A 25,590-nucleotide genomic window follows, 5' to 3' on the forward strand; every position below is an offset into this window, starting at 1 on the left:
TTAAACCTTATATAACAAAAATTGTTGGAACTATCACTGGGTATTTTTTGTATTTTCTAATACAATGTTTTCTAACAACTTTCCTAATTTCATCTTCAACAATTTTATTGTTTTTGAAAATACCCTCTTTTACGTTTTGTAAGAAAGTTAGCAATAAATCTTCAATCTCTTTTGAGAATTGTTTATCTAATTTATCTGGTACTAAACCAAATGAAGAAACTTTTGGTCTTTGTTCCATTTTTCTGTCATCTTCATTTATTTGAGCAACAATCATAACAACACCTTCATTTGCCATTGTTTGTCTATCCATTACAATATCATCTGAAATTTTGTTGTTTAATTGGTTGTCAATATAAACCTTACCAGTTTTTACACTTTTTACTTTTTTAAGATATTTAGGGCTAACTTCAACTTGTTCACCATCACTCATAATATAAGTATTTCTCTCTAATACACCACAGTCGATACCTGTTTTTTGATGTTTTACTGCATGGTTATATTCACCATGTATTGGCATAAAGAATTTTGGTTTTACAAGTCTTAACATAAGTTTTTGTTCTTCTTGTGCAGCATGTCCAGAAACGTGTATTTCACTAAAGTCTTGATATGCTACTTGAGCACCTGCTTTTAGTAAATGGTTTATGATTTGAGAAACACTTGCCTCATTACCTGGAATAGCTTTAGCAGATAAAATGATTTGATCACCTGGTTTAATCTTTATATGTCTATGTTCATGTATTGACATTCTATATAAGGCACTCATTGATTCTCCTTGAGAACCAGTTGTTACAATAAGTACTTCACTATCTTTATATTTATTTACTTCATGGGCATCAATAAATTGATCTTTTGGAAATTTAATATAGCCTAAGCTCATTGCTAAGTCTAAGTTTTTCTCCATAGATCTTCCAATTACACATACCTTTCTTCCATATTTAATTCCATGTTCAATTGCTTGTGCAACTCTGTGAATATTTGATGAGAAAGTAGACATGATAACTCTACCTTTTGAAGTAGAGAAAAGTCTATCAAACGTTGGACCTACAGTTTTTTCAGATTTTGTAAAACCTGGAGTATGTGAGTTTGTAGAATCAGACATTAATAATAAAACACCCTCTTCCCCATAATGAGCAAATCTATGTAAATCAGTTGGAAATCCATCAATTGGAGTATGATCAATTTTAAAATCACCTGTGTGAATAATTGTTCCAGCTTCAGTTTTAATTGCTAAAGAAGAAGCATCAATAATTGAGTGAGTAATATGCATCCATTCGATTTCAAAATCACCAATTTTAATTGGAACTCTTTTCTCTACTGGTTTAAATAATTCTCTGTATTGTTTGATTTTATGTTCATCAAATTTTGAACCAATCATCTCCAATGGCAACGAAGTACCATAAATTGGGAATTGTAACTCTTTATAAAGATAAGGCATCGCACCAATGTGGTCTTCATGTCCATGTGTAATTACAACAGCTTCAATTTTATCTTTAATTTGTCTAATATAAGTGAAATCTGGGATTAAAATATCAACACCGTGCATATCTTCATCAGGGAAACTCATACCTACATCAACAATAATTGCAGACTTTTCAGTTTCAATTACCATCATATTCCCACCAATTTCACCTAAACCTCCAAGTGGAGTGATTCTAACTTTTGCATTAGTAGAAAGGTTTAATTTATTGTGAGGGTTTAATCTCTCTTTGTGTGATTTTTCATTGATAATATGAGCTTTTTTTAAATCATTTATCCAAGCACTATTTGTTCTTGATGAATAAGTCTTTGCCCTATTGTTATTATTTCTTTTTCTTTTTTGTTGATTACCATTATTTTGTCTTTGGTTCTCACCATTAGCTTCAGAAGAATTATTAGTATTTTGATTTTGTTGTTTGTTTTGATTACCTTGATTAGTTCTAGGCTTTCTTCTGTTGTTTTGTTGCTTTGGTTTTTCTTCTGTTGAAGTACCATCGTTTTTAGCTATATCTTCTTGATTTTTAGCCTCGTTTTTTTCCATTCTTAACCTTTGTATACATTTGGCTATACAAAGACGCACTTACTTCATGAGGTCGTAAAGTCTCTTTTATATTAAGTTCATTGTAGATATTAGATAAAAACTCTTTATCAACTACTGATAAAAGATTTTTTGATAATTTTTTTCTTGGCTGTACGAAACATGCCTTCAAAAACTTTTTAAAATCTTTATCTAATTCTACATTTGTATCTTTTGATACATATAGAATTGAAGAGATAACTTTTGGTGGGGGATCAAAAGATTCTGGAGGTACATCAAATAGTAACCTACTCTCTTTTGAAACCAATTTTGTAATAACCCCTAAGGAAGAAAACTCTTTATCACCCTCTTTTGCAGAGAACTTTTCAGCCACTTCTTTTTGAATCATTACAATTATATTTTCACAGTTAACATCTTCAAATGCTCTTAATATAATATTTGTTGCAATATAGTACGGTAAATTGGCAATTAAATCATATTTGCCTTCATATAAACTACCTTTTTGTTCCCAAACATCTAAAACATCAGTGTGGATCAGTTCAAAACGCTTTTCTTCTATCTCTTTTGCAAACTTAGATTTTAATATACCGATTAGATCAGTATCGACTTCATATGCAGTCGTGTCTTTGTACTTGACTAAATTTTTTGTCAAATCACCTAATCCAGGCCCAATTTCCACAATATGATTATTGTTGTTGGGCATCGATTGGATGATCCTATTAAGTACGGTACTATCTTTTAAGAAATTTTGTCCAAATTTCTTTTTTGCTATAACTTTTTCCATAAGAATAAAGAGTATATCTGCTTTTAACTTACAATTAGATAAGATTTTTCCATAAAAATGAAGGAACTAATTTGAGTTATTTTGCAAAAAGAATTATCCCATGTCTAGATGTAAAAGATGGTAGAGTTGTAAAGGGTGTAAATTTTGTAGGTTTACGAGATGCTGGTGATCCTGTAGAAGTTGCAAAAAGATACAATAATGAAGGTGCCGATGAGATAACTTTTTTAGATATTACTGCAAGCCATGAAAACAGAGATACTATAGTTGATATTGTAAAAAGTGTTGCTAAAGAGGTCTTTATCCCATTAACTGTTGGTGGAGGTATAAGAAAGTTAGAAGACATCTATAAACTCCTTAATGTAGGCTGTGATAAAGTTTCAATAAACTCTTCAGCAGTTGTTAATCCAGACTTTATCAATGAAGGTGCTAAAAGATTTGGAAGTCAATGTATAGTTGTGGCAATTGATGTAAAAAAAGTTGCCGATGGTTCTTACCATGTGTTTGTAAAAGGTGGTAGAGAAGATACAGGAATTGATGCTTTACAGTGGGCTAAAGAGGTTTATGATAGAGGGGCAGGAGAAATACTTTTAACTTCAATGGACACAGATGGTGCAAAATCTGGTTTTGAACTTAATATTACTGAAAAAATTTCATCTTTAGTAGATATTCCTGTTATTGCAAGTGGTGGCGCTGGGACTATGGAACATATGAAAGAGGCATTTACCCATGGAGCTAGTGCTGCATTAGCTGCATCAATTTTCCATTTTAAAGAGATTGATATAATGGAATTAAAACACTATTTAAGGGAAAACAATATACCTGTAAGGATATAAAATGAAACTATTAAGTCTACTTGTTCTTCCAATTTTTCTTTTCTCATTTGAGTTAAAATTTGAAAAAAAATTTAAACATGAACTTCCACATGACACATTAACAACAAATATTAGAATAACTATTGATGAGAATAAACAAAATAGATTAGAACAAAGATTAAACAAATTTAATGAAACTATAAAACAGTTTGATAAAGTTGAAAAAAAGTTTATCAGTTTCACAATAAGACCTAAATATAAGCATGCAATGAATACACCTAAAGTATCTGGATATATAGGTGAATTAAGATATAAAGTAAATTCATATAAAGCAAATAATATGGATGAATTTATTTCAGAGTTGACTAAACTAAAAAGAAATAGAGATACTGAGATTTCTTTAAACAATCTTGCATGGAGCGTTCCTGAAGATACATACAATGTAACTTTTGATCTATTAAGATTAGAAGCAGTAAATTGGGGAATCAATTACATAAAAAATATCTCAAACGATTTAAATAAAAATTGTACTTTAAAAAGTATTGAAATTGACAAAGACAATCAACTAATGAGTACAAATACAGATAAAATATATTCAACAAGTAATATAAAAAATAAAAGAATCCCAATACCTGATACTAAACAAGAAAACATAGTTATATATTCAAATTATACAATGGAATGTAAATGATAGTTTGCGCAGGAAGAAATGAAACTTTTAATTTTGCAGAACCTGTTGGGGTGGGTCTTATTGAAACAGCCATTAATTTAACAAGAAAATGTATATTGGACAAGCCAGATTTCTTACTGTTTGTAGGTAGTGCAGGAAGCTATGGTGAACATAATATCTTTGATATAGTTGAATCAAAAAAGGCTTCGAATTTGGAAATATCTTTTTTAAGAGATGATTCTTTTACTCCATTAGATAATGTGCTAGAATCAGAAAATAAGCTAGTTAGAAATGATACAATTGTAAATAGTTCAAACTATATATCTACAAATCTTGACTTGGCAAAAAATTATAAAAATTATGGTATTGGTATTGAAAACATGGAGTTTTTTTCTATTGTACAAGTTGCTCGTGAGTTTGAGATACCAGTAGCAGGGATATTTATTATCACGAACTACACAAATAAAAATGCACATGATGATTTTATGAAAAATCATAAAGAAGCCATGTCTAAGTTAACAAAATATCTTGTTGATAAAAATATTATCAACTATGATGCATAGCATTACACATTATAGGTTTAAAGCTAAAATATTTAGTTTTTTATAGGACGTTTCACGTGAAACAAGGAAAGGATAAAATTGGAAAATTCAATTTACGATTACACATTAGATGAATTAAAGGAACAATTAAAACCAAGCTTTAGAGCAAAGCAAGTTTATAATTGGATATACAAAAAATATGCAAATTCTTATGAAGAGATGAAAAATATTCCAAATGATTTAAAACAAACACTAGAAGAAAATTACCCAATTAATATTCTTGAGATTGTTAAAAAAGAACAAAGCACAGATGGAAGTATAAAATATCTATTTAGACTAAGAGATGGACATACAGTTGAAGCTGTTTTGCTATTAATGAAAAAGAAAAAAATAAATGAAGATGGCTCTATTGAAAGAAGTGAACAGTTTACTGTCTGTATCTCAACACAAGTTGGTTGTAAAGTGGGGTGTACTTTTTGCCTAACTGCAAAGGGTGGTTTTGTAAGGAACCTAACTGTTGGAGAAATTGTTGACCAAATAGTAGAGATAAAAAGAGATAATAATATAGCTGAGAATAAATCGTTAAATATTGTATATATGGGAATGGGTGAACCATTAGACAATTACAATAATTTTGTTCACTCTGTAAAAGTATTTTCTCAAGAAGAGGGACTTTCAATAAATAGAAGAAGACAAACTGTTTCAACATCTGGGCTTTCAACAAAAATTGAAAAACTAGGTAATGAAAACTTAGGTATTCAACTTGCAATATCTTTACATGCAGTTGATGATGACTTAAGAAGTGAACTTATCCCTATGAATAAAGCATACAATATTAAATCAATAATTGATGCAGTTAAAAAGTTTCCAGTTGATACTAGAAAAAAGGTTATGTTCGAGTATTTGGTTATAAAAGATAAAAATGATGATATAGCAAGTGCTAAAAAACTCTTAAACTTACTTGATGGGATTAAAGCTAAAGTAAATCTAATCTATTTTAATCCATATCCAGGTACATCATATCAAAGACCCGAAAGGAACGATATGATAAAATTCCAAGATTATTTAACAAGTAGAGGACTTCTATGTACAATACGAGAATCAAAAGGTCTTGATATCTCCGCAGCATGTGGTCAACTAAAAGAGAAGGATGCTAATGCAAGCTCTTGATTATGCAATGTTAATTTTTATTGCAGCCGTTGCAATTTTATCAGCAATAGGTTTTTTTATAAATAACAACAAATAAGATAAATAAGGAAAATTATGACTGTTACTAGATTTGCTCCAAGCCCAACTGGATATTTACATATTGGTGGATTAAGAACTGCTTTATATAGTTTTTTATGGGCTAGAAAAAATAATGGAACATTTAGATTAAGAATAGAAGACACAGATACTCAAAGAAACAATGAACAAGCTATGAGTGCAATACTTGAAGCTTTTGACTGGGTAGGCTTAAGTTATGATGGTGAAGTTGAATATCAATCTCAAAGACTAGATATTTATAAAAAATATATTCAACAACTACTTGATCAAGGTAAAGCTTATTATTGTTATATGAGTAAAGAAGAACTTGATAATTTAAGAGAAACTCAAATGGCGAATAAACAAACTCCAAGATATGATGGAACATGGAGACCACAAGAGGGTAAAACTTTGCCAGAAATACCAGAAGGAGTTGAACCAGTTATAAGAATTAAAGCCCCTTTAGAAGGTAAAATCACTTTTATTGATGGTGTTAAATCAATTATGAATTTTGAATGTTCTGAAGTTGATGACTTTGTAATTGCCAGAAGTAATGGTATACCAACTTATAATTTTGTTGTAACTATTGATGATGCTTTAATGGAAATGACTGATGTAATTAGAGGTGATGACCACTTAACAAATACAGCAAAACAAATCATTATCTATGAAGCATTAGGATTTGATGTTCCAAAATTTTATCATGTTCCAATGATTAATAATCCTCAAGGGAAAAAATTATCAAAAAGAGATGGTGCACTAGATGTAATGGATTATAAAAGAAAAGGATACTTACCTGAAGCACTATTAAACTTTTTAGTAAGACTTGGATGGTCAAATGGTGATCAAGAGATATTTTCAAGAGAAGAGATGTTAGAGCTTTTTGATCCAACAAATATTAACAAGTCTGCTTCTTCATACAATGAAGAAAAACTTTTATGGCTAAATGCACATTATATTAAAAATGTATCTAATGAAAGGCTTTCTGAAGAATTGAAGTTTTTTGATTGTCATTTAGAAGGACATGATAAAAAAGAGATGTTATTAGATCTTTCAAAGGAAAGAGCTCAAACTTTAGTTGAATTAAAAGATGCAATAAATAAAATTCTTGAAGTTCCAGCAGAGTATGAAGCAAAAGGAAGTAAAAAGTTTGTAAAAGAGAATACTATTAAAATCTTAGAAACATATATACAACTTTTAGAAGAAAAGAAAGAAACTCTTCACTTAGCATGTGATTATGAACTAATTACAAAGCCATTTATTGAAGAATTTGAGCTAAAATTCCCTCAACTTTTCCAACCAATTAGGATTGCATTAACAGGAGGAACACAAGCTCCATCAGTTTATGATATTATGGCAATTTTAGGTTTTGAAGAGGTAAAAAAGAGAATAAACAGCGCAATTAAGCGAAATTTTGATAAATAATTAGAAAATATACTTGCTAATTATCAATAAATACGGCATAATGTTCATTACTTTAATTAAGGAAGAGGAATAATGAACATTTATGTTGGTAATCTATCATATAGAATGAGTGATAGTGATTTAGAGAAAATTTTTGCTAAATTTGGTGAAGTAAAGAGTGCTAAAGTGATTATGGATAGAGAAACTGGTAGATCTAAAGGATTTGGTTTCGTTGAAATGATGACTGAACTTGCTGGAAATGAAGCTATTGAATCTTTAAACGGAAATGAGATTGAAGGTAGATCGCTTAGAGTTAATGAAGCAAAACCAAGAGAAGAAAGACCTAGAAGACAATACTAATCTTCATCTTTTTTTACTTTTTTAGCAACTTTACATAAAATTTGAATTTTTAACGAGTTTAATATAATGAAACTTGATTAAGGAGAAGAATTTTATGTTGGTTGTCACACTGTCAAAATAAATTTCAAGTTTCACTATATTTAATGTTGGTTGTTGTCATAGTTTTTCTAAAACTGTAAGAGTATTATAAACTCTTTTTGTGTAGTAAACGTGGGATTAATCTACAAATTAATTGGATTTATCACATTTTGCCATATTACCACCTTTTTTTAGTGCTAATATATAAAACACTGCAGGGATAATAACTAAAGTTAAAAATGCAGATGATACCATACCACCTATCATAGGTGCTGCGATTCTTTGCATAACTTCACTACCTACACCATCAATATACATAATAGGGATAAGCCCTCCTAAGATTGCAAATAGAGTCATGAGTTTTGGTCTTAGTCTAAGAACTGCACCTTTATAAATAGCATGGAAAATATGTTCTTTTTCTGGTTCAGGGCATTTTTCTACAAGATTATCCATAGCTTCGTGTAAATATACTAACATTACAATTGAGGTTTCAGCTGCAACCCCTAGTAAAGCTAGGAAACCAACAATAACTGCAATTGAGATATTAAAGTTTAAATACTCTAAATAAAATATCCCACCTGTTAAGGCAAATGGTAAGGTAAAGAATATTATAAATGTATATATAATATTTCTAAGGGCAAAGAATATTAGAATAAAGATTATTACAAAAGTCAATGGAATAATATAAGTTAATCTTTCCATTGCAGATTCTAAATACTCACTTTGTCCAGCCCACTCGAAATAAAAGCCCTCTGGAAGCTTTAGATCTTTTAATAAATTTTTAGCCTCCTGTTTATATGCAGTTGCAGAAACACCACTTTTAGGTGTAATATAAATAAAGTTTACATTTAAAGCTTTTTCAGATTTTATTACAGAAGGTCCCTCTTCATATTTTAACTTAGCAAATATACTTAAAGGTTGGAATCCAAGTTTAGTTTTAACTTGAAGATTGTTTAATGAAGTAATATCTTCCCTTTGAGTTGTTTCAAATCTTAAACTAATAGGATATCTTTCTAAGCCATCTAAAAGTGTAGAAACTTTTGCTCCAGCAACACCTAAAGAGATAGTTGACAGAATATCATTTTTAGTAATCCCAAATCTACTAATCATCTCTTCATCTAAATTAATATTTAGATAATATCCCGAATTTATTTTATCAGTGGAAACAGAAAGTGTCTTGTCGTATTTTTTTAATACTTTTTCGATTTCACCAGCTTTATCTTCTAAAACTTGATGGTCATTTCCATAAAGCTTTATACCAAGAGGTGTTCTAATACCAGTTAGAAGCATATCAATTCTACCTCTAATTGGATATGTCCATGAATTTATAAGTCCAGCTACTTGAAGTTTCTTATCCATTTCAGACATTAATTTTTTATATGTCATGCCAGGACGCCATTGATCCTCAGGCTTAAAAGTTACAATTGTTTCAATCATAGCAAGAGGAGCTGGATCCGTTGCAGTATCAGCTCGACCAGCTTTACCAAAAACTGTATCAACTTCAGGAAATGATTTCAAAATTTTATCAGTTTTTTGTGTTAATTCTTTAGATAAATCAACCCCAATTCCATATGGAGTTACAGGCATATACATAAAAGTTTGCTCATTCATCATAGGCATAAATTCCCAGTTTTGTTTTTTATATACTGGGTATGAAGCTAATAAAGTTCCTATAAAAATAAGCACTACAAAAAACCTAAGTTTTAGGGATACTTTTAATAAAGGGGAATAAAGTTTTATAAAAAATCTATTTAATAAGTTTTTATCTTCACTTAATATTTTACCCTTAATAAAAAATATCATAAGTATAGGAACAACAGTAATAGACAATATTGCCCCAGCAATCATAGCAAATGATTTAGTAAAGGCTAAAGGTGAAAAAAGTCTTCCCTCTTGACCTGTTAAAGCAAAAATAGGTAAGAATGAAACTACAACTAAAATCAGTGCAAAGAAAATTGGACGACCAACTTGTTTTGCAGATTTTATTATTATCTGTATTCTTTCTTCATTTGAAATATTCTCTTTACCTTGAAGATATTTATGGGCATTTTCTACCATAACAATAGTTGCATCAACCATTGCACCAATAGCAATTGCAATACCACCTAAACTCATTATATTAGACCCTAGTCCAAAAACCTTCATAAGCAAAAAGGTTAATAGTACAGTAATTGGTAAAGTGATAATTATAATAAGTGCACTTCGAAAGTGAAATAAAAATAAAGCACTAACAATCATAACAATAATAGATTCTTCAATCAAGGTATTTTTTAAAGTATCAATTGCTTTATCAATTAATGATGTCCTATCATAAGTTTCTACAACTTCTACACCTTCAACATTTAAGGTTTTGATTTTTTCTTTTACTGCTTTGATAACTGCATATGGATTTTCCCCATATCTTACAACAACAATACCACCAACTGTTTCTCCTTCACCATTTAAATCAGCCATTCCTCGTCTGTTTGATGAAGTTATATTAACATCTGCTATATCTTTAATTTTAAGTGGGATAGAATTAATAGTTTTGATTGTAATATTTTCAATATCAAATCTATTTTTTAAATATCCTTTGGCTTGAATCATATGTTCAAAACCATTTTCTAAAATGATTCTTCCACCTTTTTCATCATTACTTGAAGTAAGGACTTTTTTTATCTTATTTATTGAAATGTCATATTGAACCATTTTGCCTTGATCTAGTGTAATCTCATAATTTTTTATAAAACCACCAATAGATGCTATTTCACTAACACCGTCAACTCCAAGTAAGGCAAATTTATAATAGTAATCTTGTAATGATCTTAACTCATCAAGTGATTTTGTATCTGATTTTAAAGCATATTCATAAGCCCACCCTACCCCTGTAGCATCAGGACCAATTGCAACATTAACACCTTGAGGGAAAGTTCCTTGTAATTGAGACAACTGCTCTAAAATCCTATTTCTTGAATCATATAAATCTGTTCCATCTTTAAATATAATATATATCAAGGCATTTTGAAATGAACTCATTGCCCTTACTGTATCAATATCAGGAAGACTCATAAGGTTTGAAATAAGTGGATAAGAAACTTGTTCCTCAATTGTTTTTGGACTTTGACCTGGCCACTTCACTTGTACAATTACTTGTGGTGGTGATAAATCAGGTAAGGCATCTAAACTTGTATTTTTAACAGCCCCAAAAGAGCCAAAAGTTAAAACAATAATAGAAAAAAGTACAAGAAATTTATTTCTTATACTATAAGAGATAATACTTTCAACCATGACTTAATCCTACCAGTCATCATCATCTGAACTATACAGCCCATTTGTAATTGCATCTGAATCAAGTAAGAATAACGCATTATTAACTACTTTTTTGCCCTCTTCTAAACCTTCAAGAATTTCATATTTGTTTGAAGAGATTCTTTTAGCTTGTATCTCTATTGGTTCAAATTGTGATTTAGATAGTTGCTCAAAGACATAATATTTGTCTCCCTTAGATAAAACTGCAGTTTTAGGTAAAGTTAAAATCTCTTTTTTTGTATCCCGTATCAAAACTTTTGCAAACATATTTGGAAATAGTTTTAAATCTTCATTTGGAACAATAAACCTTACATCTACAGTTTTAGTTTTTAAATCAATATTTGGATAAACCTTATCTACTTTTGAAATAATAGGTTTTTCAAATCCATCAATTATGATTTTTGCATCCATTCCCACTTTTAAAAATGTCAAATCTTTTTGATACACAGAAGCAATAAACCAAAGTTCATCTAAAGGTGCAAGTTGTAAAAGAAGTTTTCCTTTTTTTACAAAACTTCCATTATTGATATTTTTCTTTACTACAATAGAATTAATTGGAGAATTAATAGAAATCTCTTTAATTACATTTTTTGAATTTACTATTTTGTTAATAGTTCTTTTATCTAAATCTAAAGATTTTAATTTTTCAATATTTCCTTTCAGTAAATTCTTGTTAATTTTTTTTGCAATTTTTATCTCTTGTGAAATTGAGTTTATCTCATCTGAATAAAGTGAAAATAAAGATTCACCTTTTTTCACAAATTTATATTGCTCATTTGCATCAAGATTTGTTACATATCCATCAAATCTAGTAACAATGTCATAAATTTTTGTTTCATTAATCTTCATATGCCCATAAAAGCTTTTTAAGGTACCTATTTGCTCTTTTTTTACTTCTGTAAGCTTTTTATTGAACAACTGCTCAACTTCAAGAATTTGAGCAGTTAGTACTGTAAAGCCCAATACTAGGGATAATATGAGTCTTTTCATCATAAATCCTTGTCAAAATAGTAAGTTTTTGCCAATGAAGTGAAATAATTTTCTTTTTCATCAATGGCTTTTAATTTATATTTGATTATTTCATTTTGGTTTTTTATTAGAACTCTTGTATCGATTTTTTTATAAATTAAAGTTGTATTATAGTTTTCAAGTATTTTTTGTAACTCTTCCTGTTTTGGAAGAATCTCTTTTTGAATAATATTAAAAGTTATTAGTGAATCATCTAGATTTTGTTTAATTGTTTCAATTTTATTTTTGAAATTAAATTTTATATCTTCTAATTTGTGTTTTAATTGTACAGATTTTAATTTTGCTTTTGTAGCTTTTATATCTTCACTTCCATAAACAGAAAGTGGAATAGCAAAAGATAAATTAACATAATCTTCAAATTTTTCATCCCTTTGGAAATATGTTAGATTCATTTTTATATCTGAATATTTCTTTTCCTCTTCTAATGAAGAGATTTTTGAACTTTTTTCTATAAGTTTATTTAACTCTAGAATCTTTGGATGGTTTGAGATATCAATAGAAATATCTTTTTTTTGTAAACTTGTATCAAAATCAATTGTTTCAATTCTTTCATAGGTAAGATTTTCTAGTTTTAGTTTTAAACTATTAAGTGCCCTTGTAAGTTTAGAAGAGCTTAATTTTAATTCTTTATACATAATTTGTGTATTGATAATCTGTTCTTGAGAAGATTTATTATATTGATAAAGATTTTTTAGAAGAGACTCAAGTTTTTTTGTATTTATTTTAAACTCTTCAAATAAAGCTAATCTTTCTTCAATGAGCTTAATTTTAAAAGCGTATTCATAAACTAAAGCTTTTAACTCTAGCTTTTTATCTTCTAATTGAAATTTAGATATCTCATAATCATCAACTGCAATATTTTTTGAAATCTCTAGTTTATCGCCTAGGGGTATATTTTGTGTAATTCCTACAAAATGTGCCTGCATAGGCTCTTTATCCCTTTTTGTTATATCATTTAATTGTAAGTCTGTAGCTCCAAAAGACAAAATTGGATTATTCCACTTATATGATAAAGCAATTTGTTCTTTTAAAACATCAGTAGAGCTGTTAATTTCTTTTAACGTATAGTTTTTCTCAAGTAAAGAGTTAACTAAATTGTCAAGGGTTTGGGCATTTGATGTTATTACAAAAAATGAAGCGATAACTAAAGATTTTTTTAACATGGTAACTCTTATAGATTTACACTTGATCTAATTTTATGAACTTCGCCATCTGCTGTTTTAAACATTAAATGGTATTGCCAAGTTCCACCCATTGAAAAGTTGATTAATATTTTATATTTTCCATCAACTAATTCTGCTTTTCCTACTTGTTCCATATATGGCATCCCTGGCATCTCTGGCATGAAAAACTTTGCTTTAACTTTTGCATCTTCTAATGCTTTACCATCTTTTGAAAGTGTTACATAAAAGATATTATCCCCAACAACTAATGATTTTTCTGATACTAAATTTAGATCATATCCATCTTTTTTTCCAGAAAGATTAATAGGTTCAGCCCATAAAAGACCAACAGTAAGCGCTAAAATAGAAATTAATTTTACTAATTTCATTTTTACTCCTTTAAAAAATTTAACGAAGTATAAAAATCTAATGGGGAAAAAGTGTGGAAGAAAATGAGATTAAAACTTTAATGTAAAAGTTGTACCCTCATTAACTTTAGAATCAACTTGAATATCAATGTTGTATTGAGTAGTAATATTTTTTACAATATTAAGCCCTATTCCAAAGCCTCCGCTCTGAGTTGTGGCTCTAAAATATCTATTAAAAATATCATTTATTTTTTTCTCTTCTATACCTATTCCAGTATCTTTTATTGTAAGAGTATTGTTTTTTAGTTCTATAAAAATTGAACCTTTCATTTTGTTATATTTTACAGCATTTGAAAGCATGTTATTAAATAATCTAATAAAATCATTTTCATCAATAAAATAGTTTGTATCCTCTAAAGAGGTAGAAATAGATATCTTTTTTCTTTCGGCTAAAGCTTCAAAATATTTTAACTGTGAAATTATTATCTCTTTAAGATTTATATTTTTAAAATCTTCCTTTTCTGAGTTATCTTCTAAAAAAACATACGTTAAATCTTTATATATTTCAGAAATCTTATTAGCTGCAAGTTGAATTCTTTTTATCTGTTTTTTAGTCAATTCTTCACTCTCACTTGACATCAAGATTGCACTAATTGGAGTGTTTAACTCATGGGTTGTATCTCTTATAAAATTGTTAAGTTTTTCCCTTTCATCTTTTATTGGTTTAATAAGAAGTTTCGCAAGGAAAAAACCAATTAAAGCTAAAACAGAATATACAATTAAAAATAAAGTGATAATATCTACTTGAATTTTTTTTAGACTTTTAAATAAAAGGTTTTCTTGAATTACAATATAAGAAATACCCAAATGACCATAAGTAGAGTCATTTACCAATATAAAATTTTGTTCATTTTGAATAAATTGTTTTGAAAAATCAATTTTCTCATTTAGATTACCTACAATCAATTTCTTATCACTATCATAAAAAGAGATTTTGTAAATATCATTTTTTAAAAACTGTTTTAAGTCTAAAGAGTTACCACTCATATGAGCAAAGATGATTCTTGAAGAGATATTTGAAACAACATTTTGCATCTTTGTTTTTGTTAAATCAAAATATAACTTCTTTTCATTTTGGTAATAAAGTATTGCTATTAATGCCATCAATAATAATGAACCACCTAAATATAATCCAAAAAATCTATAAAATGTCCTTTTTTCACTTCTATTTAAATTAATATTAAACTCCATAAATTTTTAAATATTATATCATAGATGAAATTTTCCATATACTTTACACAAAATATTTAATATACTTACACTATGAATATATTACTTTTAGAAGATGATACCTTATTAAATGAGATTATTGAAGAATTTTTACTTGATTTAAACTATGAAGTTGTAAGTACTTATGATGGTCAAGATGCCCTAGAAGCTATCTATGAAAATAGCTTTGATTTACTTTTATTAGATGTAAATGTACCCTCAATAAATGGCTTAGATTTATTAAAAAGTTTAAAAGAAAACTCTATTGATATTCCAACTATTTACATAACCTCTCTACACACTTCAAATGATATGAAAAATGGTTTTGAAGCAGGAGCCGATGATTATATTAAAAAACCTTTTCATTTAAGTGAATTAGAACTTAGAATAAACAATATAAAAAGATTAAGACAAATAGAAAGTAATGGAAAAATAAAACTATCAGATGCAATAGAATATGATTTTGATAGTAAAACATTACTTAATAATGGGATTAGTTCAAGACTTTCAAAAATAGAAGCAAAGGTTTTTGAATACCTTTTAAAAAATAAAAATAAAGCTGTATCAATTGAGGAGATTGCAAACAATAATTGGGTTTATGATGAAGTTCCAACTGATACTACTATTAGAACTTATATAAAAAATCTTCGTAAAACTTTGGGTAAAGAAAAGATTTTAAATATTAAAGCAATAGGGTATAAACTTAGCCTTTAAAATCTAAAATAAAAGTAGTCCCTTCTTTTTCTTTTGATTCAACATCAATTGCTATATTATATGATTTACAAATATGATAAACAATGTTTAATCCAATACCAAAACCACCCTGCTCTTTTGTAGCTCTAAAATATCTATTAAAAATATCTTCAAGTTTATCCTCAGCAATACCTATACCTGTATCTTTGATTTTTAGAACGCTATTTTTAAGTTCTATGTTAATAGAACCTCCTACAGTATTATATTTTATTGCATTTGAAACTAGATTGTTAAATAATCTAATGAAATTTTCTTTATCAATTGTAAACTTTGTAGGCTCTAAATTGGAGGTGATTTCTAATCTTTTTTTAGAAGCAAAAGAATCAAAATATTCAAGTTGTTCAACTATAATTTCATCAATGTTTAGTTGAGTTACTTTCTTAGATTTTTTATTATCTTGCAAAAATAAATAAACTAAATCTTTGTAAATTTCAGAAATTCTTTTTGCACTTAGATTTATCCTTTGCAGATTTTTTTCTGTTGCTGGTGCACCTTTTCCCGTACTCATTAAAATAGCAGTAATAGGGGTATTTAACTCATGGGTTGTGTCTTTAATAAAGTTGTTTAATTTTTTTCTTTCATTAATAATTGGGGCAATAAACATTCCAGCTAAATAATAAGCAATAACAGTTATAGTAGAAAAAGTTAAAAAGAAATAAAAATAGAGTTTTTCAAGTAAGGCTTCTATTCTTCCGTGATAGATATTCTCCTTAATTACAATATGATAAACACCTAAATGACCTTTAGGTGAACTTTCAACTAAAACATAACTATCATCAACTTTTTGAAGTTTTTTTGATAGATCAATCTCTTTTCCTTTACTAACTAAAAGGTTTCCTATTAGCTTTGCATGTTGCTTATCATATAAAGCGTATTCGTATTTTATGAAATTTGTTAATTTTGTTGTATCTATTGTTAGGTTTGCCATATGGGCATAAATAATGCTTGAGGATACTTTACTTGCCACATTTTGCATATTTGAAGTGATTAAATCATATTGAAGTTTAGATTCCATTTTATAAAATAAATAAAATATAATACTAAGTAAAATAAGTGAAGAACCTAGGTAAAGTCCTAAAAATCTTCTAAAAGTATTTTTTTCACTTCTTGTTAAATCTATAACCAACCCCTTTTATTGTTTCTATATACTCATCACCTACAATCTTTCTAATATTTTTTATATAAGTTCTAATTGTAGAAGAAGTTGGTGAATCTTCATATGACCAGATATTTGAACTTAGTTCATCTTGAGATACACATCTATTAGTATTGTTTAAAAGGTATTTTAAAATTTGTGCTTCTTTTAAAGGAAGTTTTGTTTTTATTGAGTCATTGTCAATGAAATTTAGTTTTGTATTAAATTTTAGATTCTCACCAATAATTAACTCATCATCTTCCATGTGCAAAAGTCTTTTTATGTTGTTTATTCTAAGTTCTAATTCTTTTAACTCAAAGGGTTTTTTCAAATAATCATCAGCCCCAGAATTGAAACCTTCTTCAACATCATCAACTGAATCTAAAGAGGTAGTAAAAATAGCAGGAGTAGTGATATTATTATCCCTTAAGGATTTTAAAAACTCAAAACCAGTCATATTAGGAACATTTACATCTAAAATAAGTAAATCAAAGTGTTCATCATAAATAATCTCACTAGCATGCATACCATCATATGCAACTGTTACTTCATAACCTAAGTCTAATAAGAACTCTTCAACAATTTCATTTAAAATTAAATCATCTTCTAAAAGTAGTATTTTCATGGGGAATATTATATCACATAATAAAATAATTAATCCACACATACTCTACACACTTACTTAACAAAACTCAATTATACTTCCAATAACAAAACAAAAAGGAGCACTAAATGAAACTTATTAAAACTTTTCTTTTCACATCAGTTTTAGGTTTAACATTAGCAAATGCAACACCTCATAGTTTAGATACAAAGCATAGTGATGTTGGTTTCTCTGTAAAACATCTAATGATTACAAATGTAAAGGGTGAATTTACTGATTATGATGCAAAGATTGATTTTGATCATAAAACAAAATCTTTTAATTCTTTAGAAGCAACAATTAAAACCGCATCAATTGATACTGGGATTGAAAAAAGAGATAATCACCTAAGAAGTGAGGATTTTTTCTTATCTAAAGAATATCCAAATATCATTTTTAATATGAAATCTTACAAAGCAGATGGTGATGAAGGTGTTATGGTAGGAGATTTAACAATTAGAGGAATTACTAAGGAGGTAAAGCTAAAAGTTGAAGATATTGGAACAATAAAAGATTTACAAGGTAATAATAGAGTTGGTTTCACATTAGAAGGTAAAATAAATAGAATGGATTATGATCTTAAATGGAATAAGGTTTTAGAAGCCGGAGGCTTTGCTGTAGGTGAAACTGTAAAATTAATTGTAGAAGTTCAAGCAGTTGAACAATAAATAATATAAAATAATATAAAAAAAAGGAAATGACAATGAAAAAAAATACGAAAATTAAATTAGCTGGAGTTCTTTTAGGAGCTGCTTTATCAAGTACAGGTGCTTATGCAGGTAGTGGTTCATGTGGATCTTCTAAATGTGGTGGTGAAGCTAAGAAAAAAGTTGAGAAGAAAGGTTCATGCGGATCTTCTAAGTGTGGTGGTGAAGCTAAAAAAATGGTTAAAAAAGCTGATGGGAAATGTGGTGCAGGGGCAAAAGATGAAGCTAAGAAAAAAGCAACTGGAGCTTGTGGCGCTAATAAATGTGGATGAAACGGTGAACAACAATGATAAATCTTAATGGTTGCGGACTTGGTCTTAGAAGTGAGTTTTTACTAGATATAAAAAATAGTAACTTTCAACCAGATTGGTGGGAAGTTACACCTGAAAACTGGATGCATATGCCAAAACTTTTTGAAAAAGATTTTGAGCAAGCTGTAAATTCTAAACCAACTGTAGCCCATGGATTATCATTATCTATTGGTTCTGTTGGCAAACTTGATAAAAAGTTTGTCAAACAGATCAAAACTTTTTTAGATAGATATAATATAGAATACTATTCTGAACATCTTTCTTTCTCTTCCTTTGAAGGTAAACAATCTTATGAATTATTACCTGTTCCAATGACAAAAAAAATGGTTAATTTTATAAGTGATAAGATAAAAGAGGTTGAGGATATTATTCAAAGAAATTTAATACTTGAAAATGCAACTTATTATTACGCCCCTTATGCAGAGATGAAAGAGGTTGATTTTATAAATGAAGTGTTTGAAAAATCAGGAGCAAAAATGCTTTTAGATGTGAACAATGTGTTTGTAAATTCAGTCAATCATGGATTTAAAGCTAGAAAATTTATTGACCAGATTGATAAAACCAAAGTTGCATATATGCATATGGCTGGACACTACAGCGATAAAGAATTAAATTTAAAAATCGATTCCCATGGTATGCCAATCTGCTCTGGAGTTTGGAAGCTTTTAGAATATACATTAAAACAAATTGATGCTCCTGTTATGATTGAAAGGGATAATAATATTCCACCATTAAGTGAACTTGAAATAGAATATAATCAAATGAAAAATATTGTAAGAAGAGTAAAAGATGCCTAAAAATGAGACTTTAGAAAAAAATATACAAGATAGATTTTTTGATATTTTAATGGCTCAAAAAAAAGGTTTTGAGAACACAAATATCTACGTTTATCAACATCTAGTATATAATAGATATGAAGAAGTTATAAAAAATTCATTCCCACTATTCCTTGAATATATTAATGAAGAAAATTTAGAAGAGTCCATAAAACTTTTTATGGAAAGTTCTCCAAAAACTCCTTTTGTATGGAAAGCAGCAAATGATTATAGAAAGTTTGTAAAAAAACAAAAACTTTTTGATAAAAAAAAATACTTATATGATCTTTTATATTATGATTGGATTGAAATTGAGCTTTCAATGACAGAATATAAAAATAAAAATCTAAACAATTTTAGTTTTAAAAATTCCTATAAGATTTCTAACAGTAGTAGAATAAAAAGATTTAAATACGATATTATAAATAATAAACACACTACAAAAAGAGAAAATTTCTTAGTTATTTATTATGATTTTAAAAGTGATGATGTGATTTATAGAGAGATAAACCAATTAATTTATATTTTATTTCAAAGACTTAATAAAAATGAAACTATTGGAAAAACTTTAAAAAAGTTATCTAAAGAAAATGATATAGATTTTAAAGAGGCTAAAAACTTTCTAGCCCCTGCATTAAAAGAGTTATATAAAAATAAAGTTTTTATTTAATATGTACTTTTTTTAGTAGGTTTTGAGTATAAAAGTATGCAAATATTGCAGCAGAATAAATCATAACTAAAATCCCAAACCATAAATAAAAATAGTCTAAAGCAAACCACACTACAAAGATATAAGCAACTAAATATTTCGCAATAATCTGTCTATATAAAGCAATATACAATATCATTTTAGGTTTTTTTATAGCTTGTAAAGTTGAAACACAAATAAACAAAATTACATACGCATAAAATATCCATACTTCAACAAGTAAATAATCAAGACCATATCTAATAACTTCTGCATCTGAATCAAACTGTGAAATGATTAGTTTTCCAAATATATATAAAAAGATAATACCAAAGGTTGAGATATAAAAGCCATACTTTAACGCTGTATTTAAAGTCTCTTGAACCCTATCATACCTTCTTGCTCCATAATTGTTTGAAATGATAGACAAGACAGCAGAACTAAGTCCAAGTGCAGGTAAAAGCATAAGTTGTTCAACTCTAAATCCTATACCATATCCAGCAACTGCTTTTACACCATAAAGTGTAACAAAATACATCAAGATAATAGAACCAATCGCCATAATAAGCATATTCATTGAAGATGGAATACCTTGAATAATAAAATCTTTATAGATTTTTAAATGGGGATAGAAGTATTTTAAATTTTCAAAATGAATAAGTTTCGTCTCTAAAACTTTTTTTAACATATAAATATTGTTTAAAACTTGAATTAATACTGTTGCAAAGGCAATTCCTGAAATTCCCATGGCAGGAATAAACCAAAATCCATAAATAAAAAGTGGGTTTAAAATTAAATTTGCAAAAAAACCAAAAATCAATGTATTTCTATAAGACTTTGTATCCCCTTGAGATACTAAAATTGCATTTAATGCAAAGTTTGTCATAAAGAAAATTGTTCCTGCAAGTATCACATTTATATAATTTAATGAGATTTCTAAATACTCACCACTTGCTCCTAGTACCCCAAATAAATAAGGAGATATTAAAAAGCCAATAAGAGTTAAGGCAACTGCTAAAATTTGCATAAAGAATATACCCTTATGGGCATATAATGAAGCTAGAAACTTTTTACTTTTTCCCGAGGCATTACCTATTAAAGCAGTAATTGCTGAAGAAAATCCATATCCAAGTCCAATAATAGTAAAAAATATCATAAAAGATAAAGATAAGGCAGAGATTGCTTGGGTTGAGATAAGTCCAGCATAAAATGTATCAACTACATTATACATTGTATTAAAAAACATTCCTGTACTTGCCGGGATTGCTATTTGTTTTAAAAGTGATGGGATTTCATCTGTTAAAAGGTGTTTTGATCTATTTTTCATATTTTATCACTAGCTTGAATTTTCTGAATGATAACCAAATAAAGTTAAATATTTATCAAAAAAAGAATGAAGCTAGAAGGAGATTTCATGAAAAGGAAAAATATCATTCAGTCTTAAGATAAATATTTACTTTATAAACGAAGTATAAAAGATTAAAATGATATAAACGTGGCATTACTAAATTAAATCAGAAAAATCTTCATTTAAAATTAAAAGCTTTTTATCTTTTTTATTAAAAATAAATCTTGAATCTTTTCGTTCAATAGCTTTCATTATTATAAGTTTTATCTCTCTTTCACTTTTATTGTGTCTTTTTAAATATAAAGTAAAATCAATAATAGAGATAAATTTTTCTTTCTCATTAATATTTTCTTTTGCTTTTTCTTCAGTCTTTTTTTTATTTTCTTGCTGATTCATAATTTGGGGTTTATATATTGAACGCATTTCATTAAAGGCACTTTGTAAAAGTTCAATCTCTCTATTAAAAACACCTATAATTCTTTTTTGATTTTTTTCTAATCTTAAAATTTCTGCCCCATGCTGTTTTCTCATCCATTTAATCGATTTTTTCAATAATAATATCTGTTCATCTTTTGCTTTAACTACTTCTTTTATAGTCTCTTTAAATGTGATAATCTCTATTTTTGGCTCTTCTATAGGGTTTGCTGTAGAGGAAGTATTTTGAGATTCATTTATATAAACATATGTTTTGCCAGATTTTTTAATTGATTTTAATTGATTTTTTTTAATTCTATAATGTACACCTTGGAGAGAAATCCCTAATATTTCAGCAGCTTGTGCCGTAGTAACTAATCTCTCCAAAAATATGCCTTACATTTTATCGCTGTCTATTTCAATAACAGTGTGTACATTTCCACGAGGTTTGAAATCTGCTACAACTTTCATCCATTTTGGTTGTAGTTTTCCATAAAGTGTGTCAAAAATTTCATTTGCACTATTTTCATGAGAAACCTCTCTAAGCATGAAAGAGTTAATATAGATTTTTAATGCTTTTAATTCTATAACTAATTTATCTGGTGTATACTCCAAATAAATTGTTGCAAAATCTGGGTATCCACTTCTTGGACATTTTGCCATAAATTCTGGTAATTCGATTTTGATTACATAATTTTTTTCATTTTTATTTGGCCAAAAATTTTCTTCATTATTGATGTCAAATTCAGCAATCTCTTTTTCACCATATTTCATTATATTCTTATCCTTTTAATATTTTGTTCATTTTTGTTAAAAGTGCCATTTTATCATAATTTTACTTACATAATTTAGATAAATATCTTAATAAAATTATAAAATCTTTTTATAAGAATAGTTTATAGTATAATAGGTGTCAAAATTCACACTTTGGGGAAAGACTGATGAATACAACTTATGATATTGCCATTATTGGTGGAGGGCCTGGAGGTATAGGTACTGCGGTAGAAGCAGCTGTGCATGGAGTAGAAAGAATATTGCTTATTGACAAGGCAGATAATCACTCAAGTACTATTAGAAAATTTTATAAAGACAATAAAAGAGTTGACAAAGATTGGAAGGGTCAAACTATAGAGATTGAAGGAAATATTCCTTTTATGGATGGAACAAAAGAGACAACATTGAACTTTTTTGACCAACTTTTAGATTATGAAAAAATCGATACAGCTTTTAATACAGAAGTAGAAAATATACAAAAAGATGGAGATGGAACTTTTCAAATCTCAACAGGTACTCAAGGTTTTAAAGCAAAAGCTGTAGTAATAACCATTGGTAAAATGGGGAAACCAAATAAACCAAGTTATAGAATACCACCTTCAATAAAAGAGTTTGTAAATTTTAATTTAGATAAATGTAGTGAAGGTGAAAAAATACTTGTTGTTGGCGGAGGAAATAGTGCTGCAGAGTATGCCTATGAGTTAGCTGATGAAAACAACACCATAACTTTAGTTTACAGAAAAGATGAATTTACAAGACTAAACCCTGAAAATGAAGATATTTTATATCAATACAATGGTCAAGAAAAACTAAGACTAAGACTAGGTACGGATATAACATCCCTAGAAAATGAACATGGTAAGGTGAAAGTTAACTTTAATGATGGTTACTACACAATATATGATAGAATTATTTATGCAATTGGAGGAACATCACCCGTTGATTTTCTTAAAAAAGTCGGTATAAAAACTGATGACAAAGGAAAACCAATATATGATGAGCACTATAGAACGAATATAAAAGGTATGTATGTTGCCGGTGATATTGCATTTAATACAGGAGGATCAATTGTAACCGCACTTAATCATGGTTACCATATTGTAAACTCTTATTTAAAAAGAACTGGAAAAATTTATGCCTATACTGACAAAGTTGAAGAGTATTTTAAAAACCATCCAGAGTTTAAACATTAAGTTAATATTGTGTTAGTAAAAAAACTAGTTAATAAAAACCTTTTTTTACTAAGCGCATTAACAATACTTTTTTTCTCACTAAATTCAATATTTTGTAAGGCTGCTTTACAAAGTGACTCTATAGATCCTTACTCTTTTAGTTTTTTTAGACTACTTTTTGGAGTTATTACACTATTTTTAATTTCACTTTTTATAAATAAAAAGAACACCTTAGATTTAAAAAGCAACTGGTTAAATGGTTTTTTTCTTTTTTTATATGCAATATGTTTCTCTTTTTCATATATTAGTTTAGATGCAGGTCTTGGTGCTTTAATTTTATTTGCCGTGGTTCAAATAACAATGGTACTTTTTGCTTTTATAAAAAAAGAAAAATTTGGATTAAAAAAACTACTAGGAATCTCTTTAGCTTTATTTGGATTATTTTTTTTACTCTATCCAAATAAAGATTTTTCAATCTCAATCCTTCATTTTAGTCTAATGGTAATATCTGGGATTGGCTGGGCTTTTTATACCTTACTAGGTAGAAGTAGTACAAATGCTATAAAGGATACTTCAAACAATTTTTTTAAATCATTTATTATTACTATTTTCTTTGTTTTATTTTTTATTGATGATTTAAATGTTACTTCAACTGGCTTATTTTGGGCATTTTTATCAGGGTCAATTGCTTCAGGTTTAGGTTATTCTATTTGGTATTTTGTTTTAAAAGATTTAAAAATAGTAACAGCAAGTGTGCTTCAACTTCTTGTACCTATAATATCTATTTTTATAAGTATAATTTTTTTAGATGAAAAATTAACTATAAGTTTATTAGTTTCAACTATTTTAGTTTTAGGTGGTATTTTTATAAGTTTAAAAGAAAAAAATTAACTATTTAACAAACTTCTATTATTTGTTTCAGGACATTCAAAACAATTCATATATCTTTCATCCTCTTCACATAAAACACAATAATTTAAACTATTTTCATCAAAATTTTTTTTTATACTTGCCTTTGGATTTTTATAGGCCATGAAACTTACATTCAAAACTGGATCATTTACTAATTTATTTGCAATTTCTGTGGAAACATTGATATTTCTTGCTACAGCCCTTCTTACATTCATACTACTAGAATTATGTAATTCCTCAAGTTCAATTGGGCAAGTACTAGATTTTGCTATTTCTAAAAGTTCTGTTGTATCCATGACATATCCTATTATAATATTCTAAAAATTTATTATATAATTACTGAATTTATATTCATATAAAAAATGAGACATTTTTTAGTATATTCTTAAATTTAGCAAAATTTATTTATTTAAATCAATGATTCAAATAATATTTAGAATAAATATAAGATGATTTGAAAAAGGAGTTTTTATGCCCCACTTGCAATTTGAGATAAATAAAAAAATATCACAAGAAACAAAAGAAAATTTTGTTATGGAGATAAGAAAAACCTTTTCTGAAATTATGGATACAGGAACTGAGCATATAGCAATTTCTATTAAAGAATATGATAAATATAACCTTACAATAGGAAGAGCAAACCCAAATGATGATATTTGTTTAATGAACTTAGATATTAGGGAAGGGCGAACAATTCAACAAAGAAGAGAATTAGCTTTGAGATATATGGCAATTGTAAATGAAGTATTTGAAGTTGAAAATAGAAATCAATATATCACTTTTACGCAACATACTGGGGAAGATTTTCATTTAATAGAAAAATACCTAGATAAATGGGCCACAGGAGAAGACCCTTTAGTATAATATTTCTATGATATAATCAAGTATTATA

27 protein-coding genes are annotated in these 25,590 nt (G+C 27.9%); 14 read left to right on the forward strand and 13 right to left on the reverse strand.

Annotated elements, in window-relative coordinates:
* Window positions 1-7: 7 nt before the first annotated feature.
* Complete coding sequence (locus AC2TY9_RS03360) at window positions 8-2,017, reverse strand: ribonuclease J (RefSeq protein ID WP_489779523.1); 2,010 nt, start codon at window positions 2,015-2,017, stop codon at window positions 8-10.
* Window positions 1,998-2,798: a 16S rRNA (adenine(1518)-N(6)/adenine(1519)-N(6))-dimethyltransferase RsmA gene (rsmA, locus tag AC2TY9_RS03365; RefSeq protein ID WP_489779524.1), complete on the reverse strand. Its 801-nt coding sequence runs from the start codon at window positions 2,796-2,798 to the stop codon at window positions 1,998-2,000. Before rsmA ends, AC2TY9_RS03360 begins: the two co-directional genes overlap by 20 nt.
* A gap of 71 nt (window positions 2,799-2,869) precedes the next feature.
* Here rsmA and hisF point away from each other — a divergent pair, with 71 nt between their 5' ends.
* The 6 genes from hisF (at window position 2,870) to rbp (ending at window position 7,831) form a co-directional block, all read left to right on the forward strand.
* Window positions 2,870-3,631 carry an imidazole glycerol phosphate synthase subunit HisF gene (hisF, locus tag AC2TY9_RS03370; RefSeq protein ID WP_489779525.1) on the forward strand — a complete coding sequence of 254 codons (762 nt, stop codon included), beginning with the start codon at window positions 2,870-2,872 and terminating at the stop codon, window positions 3,629-3,631.
* A gap of 1 nt (window position 3,632) precedes the next feature.
* Window positions 3,633-4,301 (forward strand): SIMPL domain-containing protein, encoded by a 669-nt coding sequence (locus AC2TY9_RS03375; RefSeq protein ID WP_489779526.1) that lies wholly within the window; start codon window positions 3,633-3,635, stop codon window positions 4,299-4,301.
* Complete coding sequence (locus tag AC2TY9_RS03380; protein WP_489779527.1) at window positions 4,298-4,843, forward strand: phosphorylase family protein; 546 nt, start codon at window positions 4,298-4,300, stop codon at window positions 4,841-4,843. Before AC2TY9_RS03375 ends, AC2TY9_RS03380 begins: the two co-directional genes overlap by 4 nt.
* 78 nt (window positions 4,844-4,921) lie before the next feature.
* Window positions 4,922-5,992, forward strand: a complete 1,071-nt coding sequence (gene rlmN, locus AC2TY9_RS03385; protein ID WP_489779528.1) for a dual-specificity RNA methyltransferase RlmN — start codon at window positions 4,922-4,924, stop codon at window positions 5,990-5,992.
* A 93-nt stretch (window positions 5,993-6,085) separates the two neighbouring features.
* On the forward strand, window positions 6,086-7,492 hold the full coding sequence (gene gltX / locus AC2TY9_RS03390; RefSeq protein ID WP_489779529.1) for a glutamate--tRNA ligase: 1,407 nt from the start codon (window positions 6,086-6,088) through the stop codon (window positions 7,490-7,492).
* 72 nt (window positions 7,493-7,564) lie between these two features.
* The gene (gene rbp, locus AC2TY9_RS03395) at window positions 7,565-7,831 is read left to right on the forward strand and encodes an RNA-binding regulator (protein WP_489779530.1); all 267 of its coding nucleotides are present in this window, start codon (window positions 7,565-7,567) and stop codon (window positions 7,829-7,831) included.
* Between the two features lie 228 nt (window positions 7,832-8,059).
* Here the strand turns inward: rbp and AC2TY9_RS03400 are convergent, their stop codons facing one another.
* The 5 genes from AC2TY9_RS03400 to AC2TY9_RS03420 all read right to left on the reverse strand — a co-directional run bounded on the left by AC2TY9_RS03400 (window position 8,060) and on the right by AC2TY9_RS03420 (window position 14,921).
* Window positions 8,060-11,176: an efflux RND transporter permease subunit gene (locus AC2TY9_RS03400; protein ID WP_489779531.1), complete on the reverse strand. Its 3,117-nt coding sequence runs from the start codon at window positions 11,174-11,176 to the stop codon at window positions 8,060-8,062.
* A gap of 9 nt (window positions 11,177-11,185) precedes the next feature.
* Window positions 11,186-12,187: an efflux RND transporter periplasmic adaptor subunit gene (locus AC2TY9_RS03405; RefSeq protein ID WP_489779532.1), complete on the reverse strand. Its 1,002-nt coding sequence runs from the start codon at window positions 12,185-12,187 to the stop codon at window positions 11,186-11,188.
* On the reverse strand, window positions 12,187-13,389 hold the full coding sequence (locus AC2TY9_RS03410) for a TolC family protein (RefSeq protein ID WP_489779533.1): 1,203 nt from the start codon (window positions 13,387-13,389) through the stop codon (window positions 12,187-12,189). The genes AC2TY9_RS03405 and AC2TY9_RS03410 overlap by 1 nt, the downstream gene beginning before the upstream one ends.
* Before the next feature lie 8 nt (window positions 13,390-13,397).
* Window positions 13,398-13,778, reverse strand: coding sequence for a FixH family protein (locus AC2TY9_RS03415; protein WP_489779534.1), 381 nt, complete (start codon window positions 13,776-13,778; stop codon window positions 13,398-13,400).
* 69 nt (window positions 13,779-13,847) lie between these two features.
* Window positions 13,848-14,921, reverse strand: a complete 1,074-nt coding sequence (locus AC2TY9_RS03420) for a sensor histidine kinase (RefSeq protein ID WP_489779535.1) — start codon at window positions 14,919-14,921, stop codon at window positions 13,848-13,850.
* Window positions 14,922-15,080: 159 nt separating this feature from the next.
* Between AC2TY9_RS03420 and AC2TY9_RS03425 the strand changes: the two genes are divergently transcribed.
* On the forward strand, window positions 15,081-15,740 hold the full coding sequence (locus AC2TY9_RS03425) for a response regulator transcription factor (RefSeq protein WP_489779536.1): 660 nt from the start codon (window positions 15,081-15,083) through the stop codon (window positions 15,738-15,740).
* On the opposite strand, the gene AC2TY9_RS03430 is transcribed toward AC2TY9_RS03425, so the two are convergent.
* Window positions 15,730-16,905 carry a sensor histidine kinase gene (locus AC2TY9_RS03430; protein ID WP_489779537.1) on the reverse strand — a complete coding sequence of 392 codons (1,176 nt, stop codon included), beginning with the start codon at window positions 16,903-16,905 and terminating at the stop codon, window positions 15,730-15,732. The genes AC2TY9_RS03425 and AC2TY9_RS03430 overlap by 11 nt on opposite strands.
* The gene (locus AC2TY9_RS03435) at window positions 16,880-17,539 is read right to left on the reverse strand and encodes a response regulator transcription factor (protein WP_489779538.1); all 660 of its coding nucleotides are present in this window, start codon (window positions 17,537-17,539) and stop codon (window positions 16,880-16,882) included. Before AC2TY9_RS03435 ends, AC2TY9_RS03430 begins: the two co-directional genes overlap by 26 nt.
* A gap of 107 nt (window positions 17,540-17,646) precedes the next feature.
* On the opposite strand from AC2TY9_RS03435, the gene AC2TY9_RS03440 reads away from it, so the two are divergent.
* From AC2TY9_RS03440 to AC2TY9_RS03455, 4 genes are read left to right on the forward strand one after another with little or no spacing between them, the layout of a single operon-like run.
* The gene (locus tag AC2TY9_RS03440) at window positions 17,647-18,225 is read left to right on the forward strand and encodes a YceI family protein (RefSeq protein WP_489779539.1); all 579 of its coding nucleotides are present in this window, start codon (window positions 17,647-17,649) and stop codon (window positions 18,223-18,225) included.
* A gap of 35 nt (window positions 18,226-18,260) precedes the next feature.
* Entirely contained in the window at window positions 18,261-18,536 is a 276-nt protein-coding gene (locus AC2TY9_RS03445) for a hypothetical protein (RefSeq protein WP_489779540.1), read from the forward strand.
* Window positions 18,537-18,550: 14 nt separating this feature from the next.
* Window positions 18,551-19,372, forward strand: coding sequence for an MbnB/TglH/ChrH family RiPP precursor modification enzyme (locus AC2TY9_RS03450; protein WP_489779541.1), 822 nt, complete (start codon window positions 18,551-18,553; stop codon window positions 19,370-19,372).
* Entirely contained in the window at window positions 19,365-20,060 is a 696-nt protein-coding gene (locus AC2TY9_RS03455; protein WP_489779542.1) for a hypothetical protein, read from the forward strand. The genes AC2TY9_RS03450 and AC2TY9_RS03455 overlap by 8 nt, the downstream gene beginning before the upstream one ends.
* Here AC2TY9_RS03455 and AC2TY9_RS03460 read toward each other — a convergent pair.
* The 3 genes from AC2TY9_RS03460 to queF form a co-directional block, all read right to left on the reverse strand.
* Window positions 20,053-21,405, reverse strand: a complete 1,353-nt coding sequence (locus tag AC2TY9_RS03460; protein ID WP_489779543.1) for an MATE family efflux transporter — start codon at window positions 21,403-21,405, stop codon at window positions 20,053-20,055. The genes AC2TY9_RS03455 and AC2TY9_RS03460 overlap by 8 nt on opposite strands.
* Window positions 21,406-21,582: 177 nt before the next feature.
* Window positions 21,583-22,227, reverse strand: a complete 645-nt coding sequence (locus AC2TY9_RS03465) for a DNA-binding protein (RefSeq protein ID WP_489779544.1) — start codon at window positions 22,225-22,227, stop codon at window positions 21,583-21,585.
* Between the two features lie 9 nt (window positions 22,228-22,236).
* Window positions 22,237-22,614, reverse strand: a complete 378-nt coding sequence (queF, locus tag AC2TY9_RS03470) for a preQ(1) synthase (RefSeq protein WP_489779545.1) — start codon at window positions 22,612-22,614, stop codon at window positions 22,237-22,239.
* 167 nt (window positions 22,615-22,781) lie between these two features.
* Here queF and AC2TY9_RS03475 point away from each other — a divergent pair, with 167 nt between their 5' ends.
* Both AC2TY9_RS03475 and AC2TY9_RS03480 read left to right on the forward strand, forming a co-directional pair.
* A complete protein-coding gene (locus AC2TY9_RS03475) occupies window positions 22,782-23,807 on the forward strand; it encodes an NAD(P)-binding domain-containing protein (RefSeq protein ID WP_489779546.1) in 1,026 nt (341 codons plus the stop codon).
* Window positions 23,808-23,816: 9 nt separating this feature from the next.
* Window positions 23,817-24,677, forward strand: coding sequence for a DMT family transporter (locus AC2TY9_RS03480; RefSeq protein WP_489779547.1), 861 nt, complete (start codon window positions 23,817-23,819; stop codon window positions 24,675-24,677).
* On the opposite strand, the gene AC2TY9_RS03485 is transcribed toward AC2TY9_RS03480, so the two are convergent.
* The gene (locus tag AC2TY9_RS03485; protein ID WP_489779548.1) at window positions 24,674-24,994 is read right to left on the reverse strand and encodes a hypothetical protein; all 321 of its coding nucleotides are present in this window, start codon (window positions 24,992-24,994) and stop codon (window positions 24,674-24,676) included. The two genes, AC2TY9_RS03480 and AC2TY9_RS03485, sit on opposite strands and share 4 nt — an antisense overlap.
* 175 nt (window positions 24,995-25,169) lie before the next feature.
* Here AC2TY9_RS03485 and AC2TY9_RS03490 point away from each other — a divergent pair, with 175 nt between their 5' ends.
* Window positions 25,170-25,562, forward strand: coding sequence for a tautomerase family protein (locus AC2TY9_RS03490; RefSeq protein ID WP_489779549.1), 393 nt, complete (start codon window positions 25,170-25,172; stop codon window positions 25,560-25,562).
* Window positions 25,563-25,590: the final 28 nt, after the last annotated feature.

It is taken from the genome of Arcobacter sp. ISO1 (genome assembly GCF_058105185.1).